Origin of the sequence: Kitasatospora griseola, assembly GCF_014648555.1 — a bacterium.
In the GTDB taxonomy this organism is placed as follows: domain Bacteria; phylum Actinomycetota; class Actinomycetes; order Streptomycetales; family Streptomycetaceae; genus Kitasatospora; species Kitasatospora griseola.
The window spans coordinates 1-14,565 of sequence record NZ_BMRI01000055.1; the positions used below are offsets into that span (position 1 = coordinate 1).

The window sequence follows — 14,565 nt, forward strand, 5'->3', positions numbered from 1 at the left end:
GGCGTCACAACCGACCTTTGGACTCCCTCGCGTCATTTCATGCACGCCAGCGAGCCCTTGGCATCAATCATCTAGGGGCGCACGACCGGAGGCGTGGGGGCTGCGCGAGCAACAAGCGCACGTCCGCGCGGTCGCGACCACGGGCAGGTCACCGTCCCGCGTCGCGGTCCTGCGGCTGGATGGCTTCCGCTTCGCGCAGCCCTCCCCCCGGCCCTGGCGGGCCGGAGGCGTTCCGGGACGCGGCCGCCTACTTGCCGGCGTGCTGCTTCGCGTCCTCCTCGGCCTTCTGCTTCTTCGCCTGTTCCACGATCGCGTGCGGGTCCGGCATCTTCGGTTCGACGCCCGTCAGCAGGCCGGTGCCGGTGAAGGCGAGGGTGCCGAGCAGGCCGCCGGGCTGGCCGACGTCCGCCACCTGGTCGAGGGCCGGGGACTCGTCGGCGGCGTGGGCCGGCGCCGCTCCGAGGGTGGTGGCGAGGGCCGCGCCGGAGAGCGCGAGGCCGGCCAGGAATCGGTTGCGCATGGTCATGGCCTGCCCAACGAGCCGGCCGCCCGACGGTCACTGCCGCGGGACGCCGGGTTCCGGTCGGATGATCCACAGGAGCATCCCGCAGGCGGCGGTTAGACTGCCGAACGGCCGGGGTGGCAGGGTCCACCCGCGCGGAATCGGGCCTTCACCGGCCCGCGACAGGACCGGAGCCGTGACCACTTCCCCCGCTCTGCAGCCCCCGGTCGCCCGTTCGGCGACGGACCGCACGTCCGGGTTCCGGCTGACCCGCCGCCGCCGTACCGTCCTGTTCACCGTGCTGAGCTTCGCGGTCTGCCTGGCACTCGGCGTCCAGCAGTGGACCTCGCTCCAGCTGGGCGGCTTCGACCTGGGCATCTTCGACCAGGGCGTGCGCGGCTACGCGCACTTCGGGCTGCCGGTGTCGACGCTGAAGAGCGTCCACCACGAGTTCCCGCCGGGCTTCTCGCTGCTGGGCGACCACTTCTCGCCGGTGCTGGCGCTGCTCGCCCCGCTGTACTGGGTGTGGGACGACCCGCGGATGCTTCTGGTCGGGCAGGCGGCGCTGTTCGCGGCGGGCGTCCCGCTGGTGCGCCGGATCGCGAGCCGGGCGTTCGCGGGCGCCGACGCGCGGGTCCGCACCCGGGTGCTGGACGGCGCGGCGCTGGTGTACGGCCTGGGCTGGCCGCTGCTGATCTCCTCGCGCAGCGGGTTCCACGAGGTGGGGTTCGCCGTTCCGCTGTTCCTGCTGCTGTTCGAGCGGGCGGGGGCGCGGCGCTGGGCGGGGGCGGCGCTGGCGGCGCTGCTGCTGTGCGCGACCAAGGAGGACCTGGGGCTCGCGGTCGGCATGTTCGGCGCGGTGCTGCTGTGGCGCGAGCGCGGCGGCCCGGACCGCTGGGCGAAGGTGCTCGGCTGGGCGCTGCTGGTGGGCGGGCCGCTGGCGAGCGCGGTGGAGATCGGCCGGCTGATTCCGGCGATGGGCGGCGTGCCCGGCTACTACTGGAACTACGGTCAGCTCGGCGCGGACGGCGGCCAGGCGCTGCGGCACGTGCTCGGCAATCCGTGGCTGCTGGTGGAGTCGGCGTTCTCCAGCCCGCTGAAGCCGATGCTGCTCGGCTGGCTGCTGCTCACCACCGCGGCGCTGCCGCTGCGCTCGGCGACGTCGCTGGTCGCGCTGCCGCTGCTGGCGGAGCGGATCCTGTCCGACAACCCGAACCACTGGTCGATCGCCCGGCACTACGACGCGTTCCTGTGGCCGATCCTGGTGACCGCCGCGATCGAGACCCTGGGCGTCCTGTGGGCCCGCGGCCACTTCCGGCAGGCCCGCCGGCTGGGCGCGGCCGCCGCCGTCCTCTCGCTCGCCGCGTCCGCCGCGCTCGGCGTCTACCACCTGGCGGTCCCGCACGAGTGGCAGCCCAAGCCGTCGACGGCGGCGCTGGCCCGCGCGGCGAAGCTGATCCCGGACGGCGCCACCGTGGAGGCCGACAACCAGGTCGCGCCGCGCCTGACCAACCGCACCCACGTGATGCTGGCCGACGGCACCCCGCGCGGCCAGGAGTACGTGATCCTGCGCTACACGCAGCGCGCCTTCCCGTTCCAGCGCGACCCGGAGCAGGCCGAGTACCGCGCCTTCCTGCTGGCCCACGGCTACCAGGAGCTCTTCGACCAGGACGGCGTCACGCTGCTCCGGCACACCGGCACCGACCCCGTCCCCGGCGCCCACCTGCCCGGGCCCGGCTCCACGCCGTACCAGGAGATCATCCCGCCGGACGTCGGCCACGACTTCTTCCTCGGCTGACCGCCCGGCCGGCCCGACGGCAGCTCAACTGTGCGGCGAGCCTTCGCATTTCGGGTCGTGTCCGGGATGCGGAAGGGGGGCGGAATCCGGCCGGGAGCGCGTGCTACTTTGCAGCGTGTCGACGACAGATCCCGTATCCGGCCGGGCCACCGGAACCCACGGCATTCCGCTGCCGCGCCGGGGCGCGGCCGCACCGGGCCCCGGGCCGGGCGGCGGGCCGGGCGGCGGGCCGGTCCCGCTGCCCTCGCTGACCGGTCTGCGGTGGACGGCCGCGCTGATGGTCTTCCTGTTCCACGTGTGGATCGTCGAGTACTTCGGCGGCCGGATCGGCGGCACGCTGGGCTTCGCCTTCGGGGCCGGGAACACCGGGGTGTCGTTCTTCTTCGTGCTCTCCGGGTTCGTGCTCGCCTGGTCGACGCCGCCGGGCAGCGGCGGGGTCGTCCGGTTCTGGCGGCGCCGCCTGGCACGGGTCTACCCGCTGCACCTCGCCACGGCGCTGCTCGCGCTGGCGATGGCGTACTTCCTGGCCGCCGGGACGGTGCCGGAGACCCGGCAGCTGCTCGCGAACCTGTTCCTGGTGCAGTCCTGGCCGCAGGACGTGAGCTTCTACCAGAGCGCCAACCCGGTCAGCTGGTCGCTCGCCTGCGAGGCGTTCTTCTACCTGCTGTTCCCGCTGATCGTCCGCCCGCTGCGGGCCACGGGCTGGCGCGGCAGCGCGGTCCTCGCGGCCGTCTCGACGGCCCTGGTGATCACCATGCCGATGCTGGTCGACGGCTGGCTGCACCCGGTGGACGCCGGTTGGGCGGTCTACTACTTCCCGCTCGCCCGGCTGCCCGAGTTCCTGCTCGGCATCGCGCTGGCCGAGCTGGTCCGGGCCGACCGGTGGCAGGGCCCCGGGCTCACCGTCTCGCTCGCCCTGACCGTGGGCGGCTACTTCATGGCCTCGCAGGCGGACTACCTCTACCGCTATGCCGCCTGCACGGTGATCGGATTCGCCCTGCTGATACCCGCCGCCGCGACGGCCGACCTGCGCGGCGAGCCCTCGCCCTGGCGCGGGCGCCTCGCCGTACGGCTGGGCGAACTCTCCTTCGCCTTCTACATGGTGCACATCCTGGTCATCCGGACCGGCGAGAGCCTGTTCCGCCCGCACCCCAAGGAACCGTGGCCGACCGGCCTGCTGGTGAGCTGTACGGCCTTCGCGATCTCACTGGCGGTGGCCTGGCTCCTGCACACCCTCGTCGAGGTCCCCGGCCGCCGGCTGCTGCTGCGCCCCTGGTCCGGACGCGACCCCGGGGCGCGGTAGCCCGGCACGACCGCCCGCCGATGCGGCACACTGGAGGTTTGGCCCGCGCGGAAGGGGATGCACAGGCGTGAACGGACCGCTGATCGTGCAGAGCGACAAGACGCTGCTGTTGGAGATCGACCATCCGCAGGCGGCGGAGTGCCGGCGGGTGATCGCGCCGTTCGCCGAGTTGGAGCGCGCGCCGGAGCACATCCACACCTACCGGGTGACGCCGCTCGGCCTGTGGAACGCACGGGCGGCGGGGCACGACGCCGAGCAGGTGGTGGACGCGCTGGTGACGTACTCGCGCTACCCGGTGCCGCACGCGCTGCTGGTCGACGTGGCGGACACCATGGCCCGGTACGGGCGGCTGCAGCTGCAGAAGCACCCGGTGCACGGGCTGGTGCTGTCCACCACGGACCGGCCGGTGCTGGAGGAGGTGCTGCGGTCGAAGAAGATCGCGCCGCTGGTCGGGGCCCGGGTGGACCCGGACACGGTGGTGGTGCACCCGTCGGAGCGCGGCCAGATCAAGCAGGTTCTGCTGAAGCTGGGCTGGCCGGCCGAGGACCACGCCGGGTACGTGGACGGCGAGGCGCACCCGATCCACCTGGAGGAGGACGGCTGGGAGCTGCGCCCGTACCAGCGGCACGCCGTGGACGGCTTCTGGCACGGCGGCTCCGGCGTCGTGGTGCTGCCGTGCGGCGCCGGCAAGACGCTGGTGGGCGCGGCGGCGATGGCGGAGGCCAAGTCGACCACGCTGATCCTGGTGACCAACACCGTCTCGGCCCGGCAGTGGAAGCACGAGCTGATCAAGCGGACCTCGCTGACCGAGGACGAGATCGGCGAGTACAGCGGCACCCGCAAGGAGATCCGCCCGGTCACCATCGCCACGTACCAGGTGATGACCACCAAGCGGAAGGGCGTCTACCCGCACCTGGAGCTGTTCGACGCCCGCAACTGGGGCCTGGTGGTCTACGACGAGGTGCACCTGCTGCCCGCGCCGGTGTTCAAGTTCACCGCCGACCTGCAGGCCCGCCGCCGGCTCGGCCTGACGGCGACGCTGGTGCGCGAGGACGGCCGGGAGGGCGACGTGTTCTCGCTGATCGGCCCGAAGCGGTTCGACGCCCCGTGGAAGGAGATCGAGGCGCAGGGCTACATCGCGCCCGCCGACTGCTGCGAGGTGCGGGTGACGCTCTCCGACTCGGAGCGGCTGATGTACGCGACCGCCGAGCCGGAGGAGAAGTACCGGTTCTGTTCGACCACGGCGACCAAGCGCCGGGTGGTGGAGCGGCTGGTCGAGAAGCACAAGGGCGACCAGACCCTGGTCATCGGTCAGTACATCGACCAGCTGGACGAGTTGGGCGAGGCGCTGAACGCCCCGGTGATCAAGGGCGAGACCTCGAACGCGCAGCGCGAGAAGCTGTTCGAGGCGTTCCGGTCGAAGGAGATCGGCGTGCTGGTGGTCTCCAAGGTCGCGAACTTCTCGATCGACCTGCCGGAGGCCACCGTGGCCATCCAGGTGTCGGGCACGTTCGGCTCCCGCCAGGAGGAGGCGCAGCGGCTGGGCCGGGTGCTGCGTCCGAAGGCGGACGGGCACGCGGCGCACTTCTACTCGGTGGTCGCCCGGGACACCGTCGACCAGGACTTCGCGGCGCACCGCCAGCGGTTCCTGGCCGAGCAGGGCTACGCGTACCGGATCGTCGACGCCGACGACCTGTAGGAGCGGCTACAGCTTGACGCCGTCGCGCCCGAGGAAGAGCACGCGCGCGGCGGTGTCGAGCACGATGCCGACGTTGCGGACGGCGGCGGCGACCGGGTTGCGGCGGCGCTCCGGGGCGCCGCCCGGCTGCGGGTTCATGCGTGTGTTCGTCATGTCTCCACGGTAGGTTCGCGGGCCGGCCCCGGGCATCGACCGGAAGGCCGTACCTGTCGGGCCGCCGGTCGTCCTCCAGGTGTAGCGACCCCTACGCCCGTCCGGGGGTGATCCCCCAGGGGCGCCTCCGGGAAAAGGATTCGCACCCGGACGGCGGCGGGTCTAGGATCGTCCGTCTGCCCCTCCCGAACCGTGGTGCCGCCTCGGCAGCCGTGGGAGGTGCCGGCCGCTCGGAAACCGGCCGGTGTCCTTCACCGTGAGCCAAGACGAGTCCGCCGCCCGAGGATGCCGGGCGGCCGGGAAGGTCCGCCGTGCACTCCCCCACCTCCACCGACGCGTTCGCCCCCGACACCGACCCGCTGGGCCGCGAACGCTCCCACCTGGCCGCCTCCCGCGCCGCCCTGACGGCGATGCGCGAGGACGTCGAGGCACTCGACCTGCGCGACGTCACCGGCACCTGGGTGTCCGCGCTGGTGCTGCAGAAGCAGGTCGACGAACGCATCAAGGCACTCGCCGACCTCGCGCACACCCCGCTGTTCTTCGGCCGCCTGGACTACCTGCACGCGATCAGCGAGGCCGACTCCGAGGGCAGCGGCGGCGAGCAGTTCTACATCGGCCGCCGGCACGTCCACGACGCCGACGGCGACCCGATGGTGATCGACTGGCGCGCCCCGGTCTCCCAGCCGTTCTACCGGGCCAGCCGCAAGGACCCGATGGACGTCGCCAAGCGCCGTCGATTCGGCTACACCGGCGGCGAGTTGACGGCCTACGAGGACGAGAACCTGTCCGACCCGGACGAGGGCGACACCCGCTCCGCACTCCTCGCCGCCGAAATCGAGAAGCCCCGCGTCGGCCCGATGCGGGACATCGTCGCCACCATCCAGCCCGAGCAGGACGAGATCGTCCGCGCCGACATCACCGGCACCGTCTGCGTCCAGGGCGCCCCCGGCACCGGGAAGACCGCCGTCGGCCTGCACCGCGTCGCCTACCTGCTGTACGCGCACCGCGAGCGGCTCGCCCGCACCGGCACCCTGGTGGTCGGCCCGAACCGGTCCTTCCTCCAGTACATCGAGCAGGTCCTGCCCGCCCTCGGCGAGTTGGACGTCGCGCAGGCCACCGTGCAGGAACTCGTCGGGCACGTCGAGGTCCGCGGCGCCGACGCCGCCGACACCGCCCGGATCAAGGGCGACGCCCGGATGGCCCAGGTCCTGCGCAACGCGGTGCGGTCCGGGATCACCCTGCCCACCGAACCCTGCGTGGTGGTCCGCGGCTCCCGCCGCTGGCGCGTGCCCGCCTACGAACTCGGCGAGATCGTCCGCGAGTTGATGGACCGCGACATCCGCTACGGGGCTGCCGCCGAGGCCCTGCCGCAGCGGATCGCGCACGCCGTGCTGGTCAAGATGGAACAGGGCGGCGAGGCCCCCGACGACCGCGTCCAGGACGCGGTGGCCCGCAACGCCGCTGTGAAGGCCACCGTCAAGGCCTGCTGGCCGGCCGTCGACCCGGTCAAACTGGTCCACCGCCTGCTGTCCGACGCCGAGTTCCTGGCCGCCGCCGCGGACGGCCTCCTCGACGCCGACGAACAGGCCCTCGTCCTGTGGTCCAAGCCGCCGCGCTCCGCCCGCACCGCGCCCTGGTCCGCCGCCGACGCCGTCCTGATCGACGAGGCCGCCGACCTGGTCCACCGCACCGCCTCGCTCGGCCACGTGGTCGTCGACGAGGCCCAGGACCTCTCCCCCATGCAGTACCGCGCCATCGGCCGCCGCTGCACCACCGGCTCCGCGACCGTCCTCGGCGACCTCGCCCAGGGCACCACCCCGTGGGCCACCGGCAGCTGGCAGGAAGCCCTGCACCACCTCGGCAAGGACGGCGCCCACATCGAGGAGCTCACCCAGGGCTTCCGCGTCCCCGGCGAGGTCATCGCCTACGCCTCCCGCCTCCTCCCGGCGATCGCCCCCGGCCTGGCCCCCGCGACGTCCGTCCGTGACGCGCCCGGCTCGCTGACCGTCCGCCAGGTGCCCTCCGGGCGGGACGACGCCGTCCTCGCCGCCTGCCACGACGCCCTCCGCCACGAAGGCTCTGTCGGCCTGATCGCGGCGGACGCCCGCATCCCCGTCCTCGCCGAGATGCTCGAAGCCGCAGGGCTGCCGTGCCTGGAGCCCGGCACCGAGACCACCGCGGACGCCCGTCTGACCCTGGTCCCCGCCACCCTCGCCAAGGGCCTCGAATACGACTACGTCGTCCTCGACGAACCCGCCGCCATCATCACCGGCGAACCCGACCACCGCACCGGCCTGCGCCGCCTCTACGTCTCCCTGACCCGCGCGGTCTCGGGGCTGACGGTGCTCCACACGGAGCCGCTGCCGGAAGAGTTGGGGTAAGGGTTCGCCCCTGACGGTTCACGTACCGATCAGAGTGCGCCACTCCTCGACCATCGCCGCGTCCACCGCCCCGGCCCAGCCGCCCAGGCGAACCGCTCCGCCGATGTGGAAGGCGTCGAAGCCCGCGGCCCGGAGCTCGGGGACGTGTTCGGCGCGGAGGCCGCCGCCGACCAGGATCTGCTGGCGGTAGCCGGGTTCGCCGGACTTGGCGAGTTCGCCGAGGAGGACTTCCCGGCCGGCGTCCACGCCGGCCGCGGCGCCGGAGGTGAGGAAGGTGTCGAGCCCCGGCAGGTCGGCGACGGCGGCGCGGACGTCGGAGCGGTCGGCGCTGTGGTCGATGGCCCGGTGGAAGGTCCAGTGGCAGCCGGTGACGGCGTCGGCGACGGCGCGGGTCGCGTCGAGGTCGACGGCGCCGTCGGGGGCGAGGAAGCCGAAGACGAATTCCTCGGCGCCCTCGGCGCGCAGCGCGGCGGTCCGGGCCAGCAACAGGTCGAGGTCGCCGGGGGTGAAGCCGTCGCGGATGCGGAGCATGACGCGCAGCGGCAGGTCGACGGCGGCGCGGATCGCGGCGAAGTCCCGGACGGTGGGGGTGAGCCCGTCGGCGGCCATGTCGGTGACCAGTTCGAGGCGGTCCGCGCCGCCCGACTCGGCGGCCCTGGCGTCCTGGGGGGTCAGCGCGATCACTTCGAACATTGGTCTAGACATATCCGATAGCCTGCCACATCGACCCGCCCCGGGCGACCCCCCTCGACCGTTCGGCCCCGCGTCCTCCTCCGTTCGCGCCCCGCTGGCGTCCCGTTCGCCCGGTCAACCCCCCGTTCAGCCCATCAGGGACGCCGTCTGACGCCTCGTCGGACGGGCGGATCCGAGCAGCCGGTACCCCAGCAGCAGCGCCGTCGCGGCGCCGATCGCCCAGGGGGCGGCCCGCCACACGCCGCCGAGCTGCTCCCAGAGCGAGAACAGGCTGAAGCCGGCGGTCAGCGGCAGCACGGCGAGGCCGAGCGCGGCCGGCAGCAGCCGGTCGCGGGCGGCGAACAGCACCAGCAGCAGCGGGAGCAGCAGCAGCGCGACCGGCCACCAGCCGTCCATCAGGTTGCGGGTGTCGTAGCCGCCCTGCGCACGGGTCACCGCGAAGCCGGCGGCCGCGCCGGCCAGGATCAGCAGCCGGTCGGTCCGGCCGTGCGCATCGGCCGGGCGGGCCGGGGCGACGGCCAGCATCAGACCGCCCAGCAGGTAGGGCACCAGGGCGGTGGTCTCGTAGGCGAAGAACCAGCCGCTCCACACCCCGCTGGGCGGCAGGCTCAGCGCGGCGTGCCCGATCCGGACGGCGCCGAGCAGCGCCACCACGGCGCCCAGGAGTCGGACGGCTCGCCAGGCGCCGAGCGCGGCGGCGGCGACCAGCAGCAGCGGGATGACGGCGAGGCCCAGGACGGCGATGTTCTCGACCAGTCGGGGCCAGGGCAGGTCGGTCCCGGAGCGGGCGGCGCGAGTGAGCGTGTACTCCCGCCAGTCGCCGACGCCGGGCAGGACGGCGAGGCCGAGCAGGGCGCCGACCAGCAGCGGGGCGGCGGCGGCCAGCAGTCGGCCGGCCAGCGCGGTCTCGGTGAGGCCGGTGCGCAGCCGCAGGCCGTACGCGGCGAGGTCGAGGGCTTCGCGGGCGGTGGCGAGGCGGCCGGAGCCGGCGGTGGTGTCGGCGAACACCTCGGCCAGTTCGGCGCCCCGGTCGCGGCGGTAGCGGGCCGGGTAGAGCGCGAGGGCGGTGCGAAGGGCGACGTTCATGCGGTGGCCCCCCGGGGACGGACGGCGCCGCCGAGGCGGCGCTGCGCCTCGGCGGCGACGGCGCGCAGCCGTTCGGCCTCGGTGGCCAGGACGCCCCGGCCGGCGCCGGTGAGGGCGTAGGTGCGGCGGGCCCGGCCGTCAACGATCTCCTCGGCGGCGACCTCGATCAGGCCCTGCTGGAGCAGCCGGTCGAGTGCGCCGTACAGGGTTCCGGTGCGGAGCTTCACCCGCCCCCCGGAGATCGCGTCGACTTCCTGGATCAGCGCGTATCCGTGCCGGGGGGCGTCCGCGAGGGCGGTGAGCAGCAGCAGGGTGGGTTCCTGCATGGCGCGTTCAGTCATACGACTACATATATCGCCGACCTGCTTATCCGCGCCATCCCGCGGGGTCGTCCCGGCGCAGCGCGCCGAGCAGGCCCGCCACCACCGGCAGCGCCAGGGCGAGCAGCCCGATGGTGGCCCACGGGACGTCGGCAGCGTTCAGCACGGCGGGCGCGCCCGTCATCCCGGCCACCCGGGAGCGCAGCAGTGCGTACGCGGGGACGAAGCCGCTGACGGTGCCGAGCAGACCGCCGAGCAGGGCGATCAGTCCGGCCTGCAGGCCGGCGACGGTGCGCCGGGTGCGCGGCCGGGCGCCGATCGCGGACAGCAGGACGCGTTCGCGGCGGGCGTCGGCGGCGGCCAGCGCGGTGGAGACCACGGCCGCGCCGAGCACCACCAGGGCGGCGAAGCCGCTGAGCGCGACCTGCACCACGCTGTCCTGCGGCCGGTACCCGCGCTCCACCCCGAACTCCGAGTGCGGGGCGAGCCGGGCGACGGTGGCCGCGGCCCGCTGCTCGGCCCGGTCGGCGACCGGCGCGGTGGGCAGCCAGATCGCCCCGGCCGGCACGACCTGCAGGCCGAGGCCGCGGATCGTCGCGGGGGCGACCACCAGCGGCGCGTAGCGCTGCCCGACGGGCCGGTCGACCAGGACGGCGTCGACCGTGACCTTCTTGGCCTCCATGCCGTTGCCCTGCATCTGCAGCACCGCCTTGCCGTCGTGCAGGTAGGACGGGTCGGTGACCACGGCCTTCCCGGCGAGCAGCGCCTCCTCGGCGGTGCGGTCGCGCAGCGCCAGCAGGTTGTGCAGCACCTGGGTGTCGCCGACCACGGCCGGCCCGGTCATGGTCTGGCCGTAGCGCGGCCCGCCCTCCGCGGACACCACGCTGGAGCAGCCCTCGCAGAAGACGTACTGCGCCTCGTACAGGTCGGCCCGCTCGCCGAGGTCCGGCAGGTCCTGAAGCACGGCGGTACGCAGCTGGGGCATGACGTCGGCGTCGCCGTGCAGGGTGATCCGGACGGCGCCGACGGGCTGTTCCAGCCGGTAGGAGGCGCGGTCCTGGGCCTCGGCGCCGGCGGTGTGCACGCCGACCGCGACAGCGCCGGCGACGGCGGCGAGCACGGCGGCGACCGCGGGGCCGGTGCGGGAGCGGTGCCGGGCGGCGTCGCGCAGCGCGAGCCGCGGGCCGACCGGCAGCAGGCGGGCGAGTCGGCCGAGCAGGGCGAGCAGCAGCGGGGTGAACAGCAGCAGGCCGAGCTCGGCGAGCGTCGCGCCGGTCAGCACCGACAGGGTGCGGGTCGACAGTCCGGCGAGCACCGGCATCCCGCCGGTCGGGGCGACCACCGCGCCGTACAGCGCGAGTGCGGCGCCGACCAGCACGGCGGCCAGGCCGAGCAGCGGCGTCCAGCGGGCGGACCGGCGCACCGGGTCACGGTCCGTCAGGCCGTCGAGCACCTCGCGGCGTCCGGCCTGCAGGGCGGGCAGCAGCGCCGCCAGCAGGGCGGTGAGCATGCCGACGGCGGCGATCGCCGCGAGGTCGGACGGGCGCAGGGCGAGCTGGCCGAACCGGCTGCCGCCCCACTCCTCGATCCGGGTGCGCAGCACGGCGACCAGGGCGGCGCCGACCACGGCGCCGAGCACCGCGCCGGCCGCGCCGAGCACCAGGCCGCCGCCGAGCACCACGGCCCGGACGTGTCCGGGGCGGCCGCCGGCCGCGCCGAGCAGGGCGAGCTGGCGGCGGGCCCGCCGGGCGCCGACCGCGAAGGCGGGGCCGGCCAGCAGCGCGACCTCCAGCAGGGCCATCGCGGCGGTGGTGGCGACCGTCATCATGCGGCGTTCGCGGGCGTCCTCGGCGCCGACCGCCTCCTGCCGGGCCAGCGCGTCGGCGGGCGGGTGGGCGGCGACCTGGCGGCTCGCCAGCGTGTAGCCGTAGCGGTTGAGTTCGCGGACCTGGTCCCAGCCGAGGCTCGCCCCCGCGGGCAGCCGGACCAGCCAGGCGGCCTTCTTCGCGGCGGCCTGCTCGGCGCCCGGGCTCTGCGGGGCGAGCCCGGCGACCACCTGGGCGGCGTCCAGCTGCTGGTACAACTCGCCGGGGCGGGCGACCAGTTCGGACTTGTTCAGCTCGCCGGGACACTCCACGGCGCCGGTCAGCGTGAACGGGGTCGACTCCAGGCCGCGGACGGTGACCCGGTCGCCGATCCGCAGGCCGGTGCCGGCCAGGAACGCCCGGGTGGCGGCGGCCTCGTGGGCGGCGGCGGGGGCCCGGCCGGAGACCAGGTTCAGTCGGCCCTGCCAGAGGTCGCCGGCCAGGTCGGCCTCGAAGGTGTCGACGGGGGCCAGGCCGTCGCGGGTCTGCACGGCGGCGACCGGGCCGGTGCGGGCGGGCGTCAGAGTGCTGCCCTTCGGGAGCAACTCGCCCAGCAGCGCGGTCGGTTCGGTGGCGGCGGCGCGCTTCTGCTCGGGCGTCTCGGAGCCCGGGCGCTGCGGCAGGGTGCGGACGCCGTCGGCCGGGAACACCGACTGCTCGACGCTCCGGCCCGGGTCGTAGGCGCCGACCAGCGCGTCGGAGCGGCCCATCAGCCGGTCCGCGCGTTCGACGGCGGTGAGCTGACCGCTGCGGTGCACCACGTCCACGCCGGTCGCGCCCAGCACCGGCAACGCGATCATCGCGACCACCAGGGCCCTGCGGCCCTTGGCCCGCAGGGCGTCGCGGCGCGCCATCCGCAGCACCGCCCGCCAGGCGCTCATCGGCCGGCCCCGGTGCGCTGCGCCGCCTCGCGGACGATCCGGCCGTCCCGGAGGAACACCACCCGGTCCGCCCAGGCCGCATGGGTGGCGTCGTGCGTGACCATCATGGCGGCGGCCCCGGCGTCGCAGCGCGCACGCAGTACCTGCAGCACGGCTTCGCCGGTCGCCGAGTCGAGCGCGCCGGTCGGCTCGTCGGCGAGCACCAGCCGGCGCTCGCCCGCCAGCGCCCGGCCGATGGCGACCCGCTGCTGCTGGCCGCCGGACATGTCCTCCGGGAAGCGGTCGGCGAGGTGGGCGATGCCCATCTCCTCCAGCGCGACGAGCGCCTCCGCGCGGGCCTTGCGGGCCGGCACGCCGTCCAACTCCCGCGGCAGCGCGATGTTCTCCGCCGCCGTCAGGGACGGGATCAGGTTGTACGACTGGAACACGTAGCCGACCGACCGGCGCCGCACATCGGCCAACCGCGCCCGGCTCAGGCCCTCCAGCGGGGCGCCCTCGACCAGCACCCGGCCGACCGACGGACGGTCCAGGCCCCCGGCCAGCGCGAGCAGCGTGGACTTCCCCGAGCCGGACGGCCCCATCACGGCCAGGAACTCCCCGGCCCGCACCTCCAGGTCGATCGGGTGAAGGGCGTGTACCTCGGCCTCGCCCCGGCCGTGCACCCGGCCGACTCCCTCCAGGCGCAGCACGGCCTGCGCGCTCGATCCGGTCATGGCTCCCCCTCGGAACAGCGGAACGTCTTGCATACCGAGTATGTATAGCCTTCGAGCGACGACTACTCAAGTCTGCGTCATAAGCCGGTGAACTACATATAGTGTGGGTCACATCCGCCAGGGAGCAGAATGACCGTCATGACCGCATCGCTGTCCGAGCGCTGGCACGCCCTGCTCACCCGCTGCGGCGCCACCGTCGACCCGGAGCCGTACGCCCGCGACCTGCTCGCCCGCTGGGCCGAACCGCAGCGCCGCTATCACACCACCGACCACCTGCGGGCCGTCCTCGACCGGATCGACGAACTCGCCGGCCACGCCGAGGACCCGGACGCCGTCCGACTGGCCGCCTGGTTCCACGACGCCGTCTACCGGCCCGACCGCTCCGAGAACGAGGAACGCAGCGCCGCCCTCGCCTGCCGCGCCCTCCGCGAGGCGGGCCTGCCCGAACCCCTGGTCCACGAGGTCGCCCGCCTGATCCGACTCACCGTCACCCACCACCCGGCGCCCGGCGACCACAACGGCGAGGTCCTCTGCGACGCCGACCTCGCCGTCCTCGGCTCATCCCCCGACCGCTACGCGGCCTACACCGCCGCCATCCGCGACGAATACGCCTTCGTCCCCCCGGACGCCTTCCGCGAGGGCCGCACCGAGATCCTCCACCACCTCCTCGCCCTCCCCGCCCTCTACCGCACCGCCGAGGCCCACGAACGCTACGACGCCCAGGCCCGGGCGAACATGCAGGCGGAACTCAGGGAGCTGGCGCCATAGCGGTGCTCTCCCCCGCCGATCCTCAGCCGAGCTCGCCCACCGCCGCGACGACGACGCCCTTCTTGCCGCACACCCAGTGCGGATCCGCCCCCAGTTCCGGTTCGACGCTCAGCGCGTGCGGGTCGTCGTCCTCCGCCGCGCACGCGGAACAGAGCGGCCACCGCCCGTACGACTCCAGCAGCGCGTCCTGGACGTCCTGGGCGATCAGGCCGAGGACGAACTCGCGGCCGTCGGGCCACTGTTCGAGCCACCAGCGGCGGTGGGTGACGGCGTCCTCCACCAGCGAGACGATCGCGGCGTCGGCGACGTCACGTGCGGTGAGGTCGGCGAGGATCAGCGCGCGGGCACTGTGCAGGGCGGATTCGATCTCGGGAGTGGCCATCCGTCCATTGTCCCAAAGCGC

General features: G+C 74.4%; 13 protein-coding genes. 5 read left to right on the forward strand and 8 right to left on the reverse strand.

The window, feature by feature from the left end; genetic code table 11:
- Positions 1–247: 247 nt before the first annotated feature.
- Positions 248–520: a hypothetical protein gene (locus IEZ12_RS35315; protein ID WP_189278221.1), complete on the reverse strand. Its 273-nt coding sequence runs from the start codon at positions 518–520 to the stop codon at positions 248–250.
- Positions 521–698: 178 nt separating this feature from the next.
- On the opposite strand from IEZ12_RS35315, the gene IEZ12_RS35320 reads away from it, so the two are divergent.
- The 3 genes from IEZ12_RS35320 to IEZ12_RS35330 all read left to right on the forward strand — a co-directional run bounded on the left by IEZ12_RS35320 (position 699) and on the right by IEZ12_RS35330 (position 5,302).
- Positions 699–2,300, forward strand: a complete 1,602-nt coding sequence (locus IEZ12_RS35320; RefSeq protein WP_229848598.1) for a DUF2079 domain-containing protein — start codon at positions 699–701, stop codon at positions 2,298–2,300.
- 115 nt (positions 2,301–2,415) lie between these two features.
- The gene (locus tag IEZ12_RS35325) at positions 2,416–3,603 is read left to right on the forward strand and encodes an acyltransferase family protein (protein WP_189278225.1); all 1,188 of its coding nucleotides are present in this window, start codon (positions 2,416–2,418) and stop codon (positions 3,601–3,603) included.
- A 67-nt stretch (positions 3,604–3,670) separates the two neighbouring features.
- Positions 3,671–5,302, forward strand: a complete 1,632-nt coding sequence (locus IEZ12_RS35330) for a DNA repair helicase XPB (RefSeq protein WP_189278227.1) — start codon at positions 3,671–3,673, stop codon at positions 5,300–5,302.
- A gap of 6 nt (positions 5,303–5,308) precedes the next feature.
- On the opposite strand, the gene IEZ12_RS35335 is transcribed toward IEZ12_RS35330, so the two are convergent.
- Positions 5,309–5,455 (reverse strand): hypothetical protein, encoded by a 147-nt coding sequence (locus tag IEZ12_RS35335; RefSeq protein WP_161801116.1) that lies wholly within the window; start codon positions 5,453–5,455, stop codon positions 5,309–5,311.
- Between the two features lie 311 nt (positions 5,456–5,766).
- On the opposite strand from IEZ12_RS35335, the gene IEZ12_RS35340 reads away from it, so the two are divergent.
- Positions 5,767–7,836, forward strand: a complete 2,070-nt coding sequence (locus tag IEZ12_RS35340) for a HelD family protein (RefSeq protein ID WP_189278229.1) — start codon at positions 5,767–5,769, stop codon at positions 7,834–7,836.
- Positions 7,837–7,854: 18 nt separating this feature from the next.
- On the opposite strand, the gene IEZ12_RS35345 is transcribed toward IEZ12_RS35340, so the two are convergent.
- From IEZ12_RS35345 to IEZ12_RS35365, 5 genes are all read right to left on the reverse strand, one after another.
- Complete coding sequence (locus IEZ12_RS35345; protein ID WP_189278231.1) at positions 7,855–8,541, reverse strand: copper homeostasis protein CutC; 687 nt, start codon at positions 8,539–8,541, stop codon at positions 7,855–7,857.
- A gap of 114 nt (positions 8,542–8,655) precedes the next feature.
- Complete coding sequence (locus tag IEZ12_RS35350; RefSeq protein ID WP_189278233.1) at positions 8,656–9,615, reverse strand: hypothetical protein; 960 nt, start codon at positions 9,613–9,615, stop codon at positions 8,656–8,658.
- A complete protein-coding gene (locus IEZ12_RS35355) occupies positions 9,612–9,956 on the reverse strand; it encodes a PadR family transcriptional regulator (protein WP_043915612.1) in 345 nt (114 codons plus the stop codon). The genes IEZ12_RS35350 and IEZ12_RS35355 overlap by 4 nt, the downstream gene beginning before the upstream one ends.
- Before the next feature lie 25 nt (positions 9,957–9,981).
- Positions 9,982–12,681, reverse strand: coding sequence for an FtsX-like permease family protein (locus tag IEZ12_RS35360; protein ID WP_189278235.1), 2,700 nt, complete (start codon positions 12,679–12,681; stop codon positions 9,982–9,984).
- Positions 12,678–13,394 (reverse strand): ABC transporter ATP-binding protein, encoded by a 717-nt coding sequence (locus IEZ12_RS35365; protein ID WP_043915610.1) that lies wholly within the window; start codon positions 13,392–13,394, stop codon positions 12,678–12,680. Before IEZ12_RS35365 ends, IEZ12_RS35360 begins: the two co-directional genes overlap by 4 nt.
- A gap of 138 nt (positions 13,395–13,532) precedes the next feature.
- Here IEZ12_RS35365 and IEZ12_RS35370 point away from each other — a divergent pair, with 138 nt between their 5' ends.
- A complete protein-coding gene (locus tag IEZ12_RS35370) occupies positions 13,533–14,162 on the forward strand; it encodes an HD domain-containing protein (protein WP_189278237.1) in 630 nt (209 codons plus the stop codon).
- 22 nt (positions 14,163–14,184) lie between these two features.
- Here IEZ12_RS35370 and IEZ12_RS35375 read toward each other — a convergent pair whose 3' ends face one another.
- The gene (locus IEZ12_RS35375) at positions 14,185–14,544 is read right to left on the reverse strand and encodes a DUF8819 family protein (RefSeq protein ID WP_189278238.1); all 360 of its coding nucleotides are present in this window, start codon (positions 14,542–14,544) and stop codon (positions 14,185–14,187) included.
- Positions 14,545–14,565 lie beyond the last annotated feature (21 nt).

Bases quoted from the DNA above. Each gene is read 5' to 3' on its own strand.
- IEZ12_RS35315 (WP_189278221.1), bottom strand. From the start codon at position 520: ATGCGCAACCGATTCCTGGCCGGCCTCGCGCTCTCCGGCGCGGCCCTC.
- IEZ12_RS35335 (WP_161801116.1), bottom strand. From the start codon at position 5,455: ATGACGAACACACGCATGAACCCGCAGCCGGGCGGCGCCCCGGAGCGC.
- IEZ12_RS35345 (WP_189278231.1), bottom strand. From the start codon at position 8,541: ATGTCTAGACCAATGTTCGAAGTGATCGCGCTGACCCCCCAGGACGCC.
- IEZ12_RS35350 (WP_189278233.1), bottom strand. From the start codon at position 9,615: ATGAACGTCGCCCTTCGCACCGCCCTCGCGCTCTACCCGGCCCGCTAC.
- IEZ12_RS35355 (WP_043915612.1), bottom strand. From the start codon at position 9,956: ATGACTGAACGCGCCATGCAGGAACCCACCCTGCTGCTGCTCACCGCC.
- IEZ12_RS35360 (WP_189278235.1), bottom strand. From the start codon at position 12,681: ATGAGCGCCTGGCGGGCGGTGCTGCGGATGGCGCGCCGCGACGCCCTG.
- IEZ12_RS35365 (WP_043915610.1), bottom strand. From the start codon at position 13,394: ATGACCGGATCGAGCGCGCAGGCCGTGCTGCGCCTGGAGGGAGTCGGC.
- IEZ12_RS35370 (WP_189278237.1), top strand. From the start codon at position 13,533: ATGACCGCATCGCTGTCCGAGCGCTGGCACGCCCTGCTCACCCGCTGC.
- IEZ12_RS35375 (WP_189278238.1), bottom strand. From the start codon at position 14,544: ATGGCCACTCCCGAGATCGAATCCGCCCTGCACAGTGCCCGCGCGCTG.